General features: G+C 59.3%; 5 protein-coding genes and 4 tRNA genes. 2 read left to right on the top strand and 7 right to left on the bottom strand.

Annotated elements, in window-relative coordinates; translation table 11 throughout:
* Positions 1-100 precede the first annotated feature (100 nt).
* Positions 101-1,357, bottom strand: a complete 1,257-nt coding sequence (gene murA / locus QP802_RS11120; protein ID WP_070361962.1) for a UDP-N-acetylglucosamine 1-carboxyvinyltransferase — start codon at positions 1,355-1,357, stop codon at positions 101-103.
* 24 nt (positions 1,358-1,381) lie between these two features.
* Positions 1,382-2,224, bottom strand: coding sequence for an acetate metabolism transcriptional regulator RamA (gene ramA / locus QP802_RS11115; protein WP_070478053.1), 843 nt, complete (start codon positions 2,222-2,224; stop codon positions 1,382-1,384).
* 261 nt (positions 2,225-2,485) lie between these two features.
* On the opposite strand from ramA, the gene cysK reads away from it, so the two are divergent.
* Both cysK and epsC read left to right on the top strand, forming a co-directional pair.
* Complete coding sequence (gene cysK / locus QP802_RS11110) at positions 2,486-3,421, top strand: cysteine synthase A (protein ID WP_256060460.1); 936 nt, start codon at positions 2,486-2,488, stop codon at positions 3,419-3,421.
* A gap of 51 nt (positions 3,422-3,472) precedes the next feature.
* On the top strand, positions 3,473-4,072 hold the full coding sequence (gene epsC / locus QP802_RS11105; protein ID WP_071573159.1) for a serine O-acetyltransferase EpsC: 600 nt from the start codon (positions 3,473-3,475) through the stop codon (positions 4,070-4,072).
* 6 nt (positions 4,073-4,078) lie between these two features.
* Here epsC and QP802_RS11100 read toward each other — a convergent pair whose 3' ends face one another.
* The 5 genes from QP802_RS11100 to QP802_RS11080 form a co-directional block, all read right to left on the bottom strand.
* Positions 4,079-4,375 (bottom strand): GNAT family N-acetyltransferase, encoded by a 297-nt coding sequence (locus tag QP802_RS11100; protein WP_256005451.1) that lies wholly within the window; start codon positions 4,373-4,375, stop codon positions 4,079-4,081.
* A gap of 66 nt (positions 4,376-4,441) precedes the next feature.
* Positions 4,442-4,514 (bottom strand) — tRNA-Phe (locus QP802_RS11095).
* Positions 4,515-4,536: 22 nt separating this feature from the next.
* Positions 4,537-4,610 (bottom strand) — tRNA-Asp (locus QP802_RS11090).
* Positions 4,611-4,796: 186 nt separating this feature from the next.
* A tRNA-Asp gene (locus QP802_RS11085) sits at positions 4,797-4,873 on the bottom strand.
* Positions 4,874-4,906: 33 nt separating this feature from the next.
* Positions 4,907-4,979: transfer RNA gene (locus tag QP802_RS11080), tRNA-Glu, on the bottom strand.
* Positions 4,980-5,204: the final 225 nt, after the last annotated feature.

Below are 5,204 nucleotides of genomic sequence, written 5' to 3'. Positions count from 1 at the left end.
CCCTCCAAGCGGCCAGGCCGCTCGTCGGCAACGAGGGATAACTTAACCACGAACCAACAAACAACACAAATCGCCTGGGAGGGACCGGTTTTTAAGCGTTCTAATCGTTTGCTCGTTGCACCTTCGCACCGAGTTCATTGAGCTGCTCCACAAATCGCGGGTAACCACGGTCAATGTGGTAGACATCGTGCACCGTGGTCTGCCCTTCCGCGACAAGGCCAGCGAGGACGAGTCCCGCGCCCGCACGAATGTCGGAGCTCCATACATCCGTGGAGGAGAGCGTCGAAACGCCACGAAGAGCCACATGGTGGCCATCGATGTTGGCGTCAGCGCCGAGGCGCATCATTTCGTCGACAAATCGGAAGCGCGCTTCGAAGACGTTCTCCGTAATGACTGAAACGCCGTCGGCTACCGCGGAAAGTGCAATCGCCATCGGTTGCAGGTCTGTCGGGAAGCCGGGGAACGGCAGCGTCTGGTAGTCGACGGCCTTGGGGCGTTGGTTCATGCGTACGCGGAAACCGTTGTCGTAAGTCTCCACCTGCGCGCCAGCCAGCTTGATCTTCTGCAAAGGAAGATGCAGATGACCAGGGGCGATGCCGGATACCGTGATATCACCCTGGGTAATTGCAGCCGCATAGGCCCAGGTTCCGGCAACAATTCGGTCGCCAACCACGGTGTGTTGCGTCGGCTCCAGCTTTTGGACGCCATCGATAACAATTGTCGACGTTCCCGCACCCTCGATCTTCGCCCCCATGGCCCGGAGCATGTCGCAAAGGTCGACGATCTCCGGTTCACGTGCCGCGTTTGAGAGTGTAGTACGCCCCTCAGCAAGAACTGCCGCGGTGATGATGTTCTCGGTCGCACCAACCGAGGGGAAGTCGAGTGCGATGTCCGCGCCGTGCAGCTGCTGGGCGCGGGCAACAACGGCTCCGTGCTCAATGTGTGTCGTCGCCCCGAGCTTCTCCAGGCCAGACTGGTGCATATCTAGAGGTCGGGACCCAATCGCGTCGCCACCAGGAAGGGCAACATACGCCTCGCCGCAGCGGGCGACGAGCGGGCCAAGCACCGCAACGGAGGCGCGGAATTGCCGGACGGCTTCGAAGTCGGCGTGGGGAGAAACCTCGGCAGGAGTGTGGATGGTGACCACGGTGCCGTCGATATCTACGGAGCAGCCGAGTCCGACGAGGACGTCCCGCATGAGGGGGACGTCGAGAATTTCGGGGCAGTTAAATAGCGTTGTTGTACCTTCGGCGAGCAGCGCTGCCGCCATGAGCTTCAACACGCTGTTCTTGGCGCCGTCTACCTTTACGACGCCTTCAAGCCGGGTACCGCCAGAGACTAAAAATCGTTCTTTCACGGAACCCAGCGTACCCAACAACGGTTACGGCAACGCCCCGATGCGACGAGCTGCGTTAACGGCCTCGTAGCGGGTGTGTGCCCCAAGCTTGCGCATCACGCTGCGGAGGTAGGACTTCACCGTCTCGGCACCGATCCCCATCTCGGCCGCGGCCTCAACATTGGTATGGCCGAGCGCAACACAGGAAAGAACGTCGAGTTCACGAGCGGAAAGCTTCGTCGTCTGCTTCACGCGCACCGGGGAAACCATCTGGTCACACAGCTGCTCGATTTCCTTGCGAAGATTTTCATCGCCCACACGATTTGCTAGCATGCGCAGCTTCGAGTGCGTGGAGCGAACCTGCTCCCACTCCGCACTGTTCATAACGCGACCCGTCTTCTGTCCGGCGCGCGCGCCGTCGCCCTGCCTCAGGGCGGTATTGACCGCGAGGTCCTGCTCGAGACAGCGAGCCGTCATAGCAACCTCTTCAATCACCTTGTCGCCCAAACGCACCGGCGAGTGCACACCCACGTAAAGGACGCCACGGATCTCGCGCTGGGTAATTACCGGGACTGCAACGATGGAGTGCAGGCCTTCGTCTTGAATCTGCTTGTCGTACTCGTGGGAGATGACATTCGCGCGTGTGTAGTCGGAAATACCCACCGCGCGGCGCGTAGCGACGACCCTTCCACCTACACCGGCACCTGACTCAATGACAAGCTCCTGCAGGGCTGGAGTCCGTAGTCCGATCCATTGCGTGATTTGCAAACGGTTATCCGCCAGGAGGGTGCCATACATGGCTACGGGGATACCGGTTGCGGTTTTCAGCGTGGTCAACGCTGCCCGGATGGCGTCGTCGTCTTCCTTAAGGCACTGTGCGTCGGTCAATGATCTCTCGCTTTCCACCCGTTCGAGTGTCCCCTGTTTAGGGACACTGCTTGTCGAACTTGACTCAAAGCCCTTTCATCATAACGCGTTTTCGGGGGTAGCCAAACTTTGCACTTGCCACACATTCACAGAAACACAACCCCGGAAGTAGGTGAACAAATCGGTCTATTTGACAAAGACTAGCTGGTTCATGTCGCGAGTGTATAATCGCGCAACAAGAACGCAACGTAAGCGAAACATACAGGTAAAGGAGTTATTTTCATGGCAAAGATCGCAAAGTCAGTATTGGACCTCATCGGCAATACGCCGCTCGTAGAGCTCAACGGCATCACTGACGGGCTCAAGGCACGCGTCCTAGCAAAACTTGAGTTTTACAACCCGGCAAATTCCGTCAAGGACCGTATTGGTGACGCTATCGTCCGCGCGGCGGAAGCCTCCGGCGAACTGAAGCCAGGCGGCACCATCGTGGAAGCGACATCGGGCAACACCGGCATCGCACTCGCGCTCACCGGCGCTGCGAAGGGCTACAAAGTCATCCTGACCATGCCGGAGACAATGTCGCAGGAGCGTCGCGTGGTCCTTCGCGCGTACGGGGCAGAGATCGTATTGACGCCAGGCGCGGCAGGCATGAAGGGGGCCGTCGATAAGGCGAACGAGATCGTCGAGACGACGGAAAACGCAATCCTGGCCAGCCAGTTCGAAAATGAAGCCAACCCGCAGGTCCACTACGAGACCACCGGCCCCGAGATTTGGAACGACACTGATGGGGAGGTCGACATTGTGGTTGCCGGTGTCGGCACAGGTGGCACGATCTCTGGCTCCGCGAAGTACCTCAAAGAGCAGAAGGAATCCGTCAAGGCCGTCGCAGTCGAGCCAGCTGCTTCCCCACTGCTGTCCACCGGCGAGGCAGGCCCGCACAAGATTCAGGGCCTCGGTGCGAACTTCATCCCTGGCACGTTCGACCGCAACGTCATCGACGAGATTATTACAGTCTCAAACGAAGACGCCGTCGCCACCTCACGCGAACTTGCGCTGAAGGACGGTGTCCTCGGCGGCATCTCGGCGGGCGCAAACCTCAAGGCGGCGCTCGAACTCGCCGCCCGCGACGAGAACGAAGGCAAAACGATCGTCGTGATCATTCCGGACTTCGGCGAGCGCTACGTCTCCACCGTGCTCTACGAAGACATCCGCGACTAGACCCAACGGGCACGACGCCACCCCGCGGGTGGTCGTTGATAGGATCGCCACATGATCAAAACGGCCATCCGCGTGATTCACATGATCCGCGAGGACCTCGCCAACGCGAGGGACCACGACCCGGCGGCGCGAGGCGACCTCGAGAACGCCATCGTCTACTCAGGGCTCCACGCCATTTGGACTCACCGCGTGTGCCACTGGATGTGGCAACGCAACCTGAAAGGGCCCGCGCGTGTGCTCGCCCAGGCCAACCGCTTCTTCACTGGCATCGAAATCCACCCAGGCGCCACCATCGGCCGACGCTTCTTCATCGACCACGGCATGGGCATCGTCATCGGTGAGACCACCGAAATCGGCGACGGCGTCATGCTCTACCACGGCGTAACGCTCGGCGGGCAGGTGCTCACACAGACGAAGCGCCACCCCACCATCGGCAACAACGTCACCATCGGTGCCGGGGCGAAGGTCCTCGGCCCCATCACAATCGGAGACAACACAGCGGTTGGGGCGAATGCCGTCGTCACAAAATCCATTCCAGCGAACTCTATCGCCGTCGGCATTCCTGCCAAGGTCAGGGAGCGCCAAGAGTGCGAAACAAAGCACCTCGTCGACCCCGACAAGTACTTCGACCCGGGCAGCTACGTCATCTAATCCGCGCTACTTGACGAGGTCCGCGTACTCCGGGTTCTGCGCAATGTAGCGCGCCACAGCGGGGCACGTCGGAATAACGTTGAGACCCTCGGAGCGGGCGTCGTCAAGCGCGTACCGCATCAGCGGGCCCGAAAGGCCCTGCCCACGGAACTTCGGATCCACGAAGGTATGTGGCAACTCCCGCGCACCGTCGACGTCAGCGTACGTGGCAAACCCGGCCAATTGCCCGTCGACAAATATCTCGTAGCGGGACTCCTGGTCATTCCTCTTCAGCTCGGGCTGTACTGCGTCGTGCTGCGACAAATCAACGCTCCAATCCTCGGGGACAGAAACACAAAACCCCTCCACCGCAGTGAAGGGGTTGGAGTGTGGCCAGAGCCAGGATCGAACTGGCGACCCCACACTTTTCAGGCGTGTGCTCTACCGACTGAGCTATCTGGCCAGAACAACACAAGTGCTGTTCGCGACCCTGACGGGACTTGAACCCGCGACCTCCGCCGTGACAGGGCGGCGCGCTAACCAACTGCGCCACAGGGCCTTATTCAGTTTCGTGTTCACGGCCGCTACACGGTCGCTTGCACGAGTTGATACTTTACACAGAGCTCTCGAACACAAGCAAATCGCCAGCACAAACCATATTTTTCGACGCCACTTCACCTCTTCATGTAGGCAGGTTGGACAAAATAAAAAGAGCCGGAACGTTTCCGTTCCGACTCTTCAAACATGGCGACCCTGACGGGACTTGAACCCGCGACCTCCGCCGTGACAGGGCGGCGCGCTAACCAACTGCGCCACAGGGCCATATGTTTTTGTGTTTCAACCTTGCGGCTGAAGTACCCCCAACGGGATTCGAACCCGTGTTGCCGCCGTGAAAGGGCGGAGTCCTAGGCCTCTAGACGATGGGGGCCCGCTGCGTTAACAGCTCGACCATCATAAGCCGATGCAGAATAACATCACAAATCACCAGTACATAGCAAGTTTTCAAGGATGATTCGTTAGCCAAAATTTGCAAAGTGCAGTAACAGGATTGTAGTAATCCTCGAAACGGGGAGTGCGGGGCTGCGGATGTTTTGTTGGAGTGCATCACGAGGGACTTTGTCTCGTAGTTATGCACTCAGCGCCTGTCTATGCT

The sequence above is a fragment of the Corynebacterium sp. UMB10119B genome (genome assembly GCF_030228125.1).
Lineage (GTDB): Bacteria > Actinomycetota > Actinomycetes > Mycobacteriales > Mycobacteriaceae > Corynebacterium > Corynebacterium pseudogenitalium.
Note: the sequence above shows the minus strand (reverse complement) of the source record. Positions and strands in the feature narration are given on the sequence as shown.

Bases quoted from the DNA above. Each gene is read 5' to 3' on its own strand.
- cysK (WP_256060460.1), top strand. From the start codon at position 2,486: ATGGCAAAGATCGCAAAGTCAGTATTGGACCTCATCGGCAATACGCCG.
- epsC (WP_071573159.1), top strand. From the start codon at position 3,473: ATGATCAAAACGGCCATCCGCGTGATTCACATGATCCGCGAGGACCTC.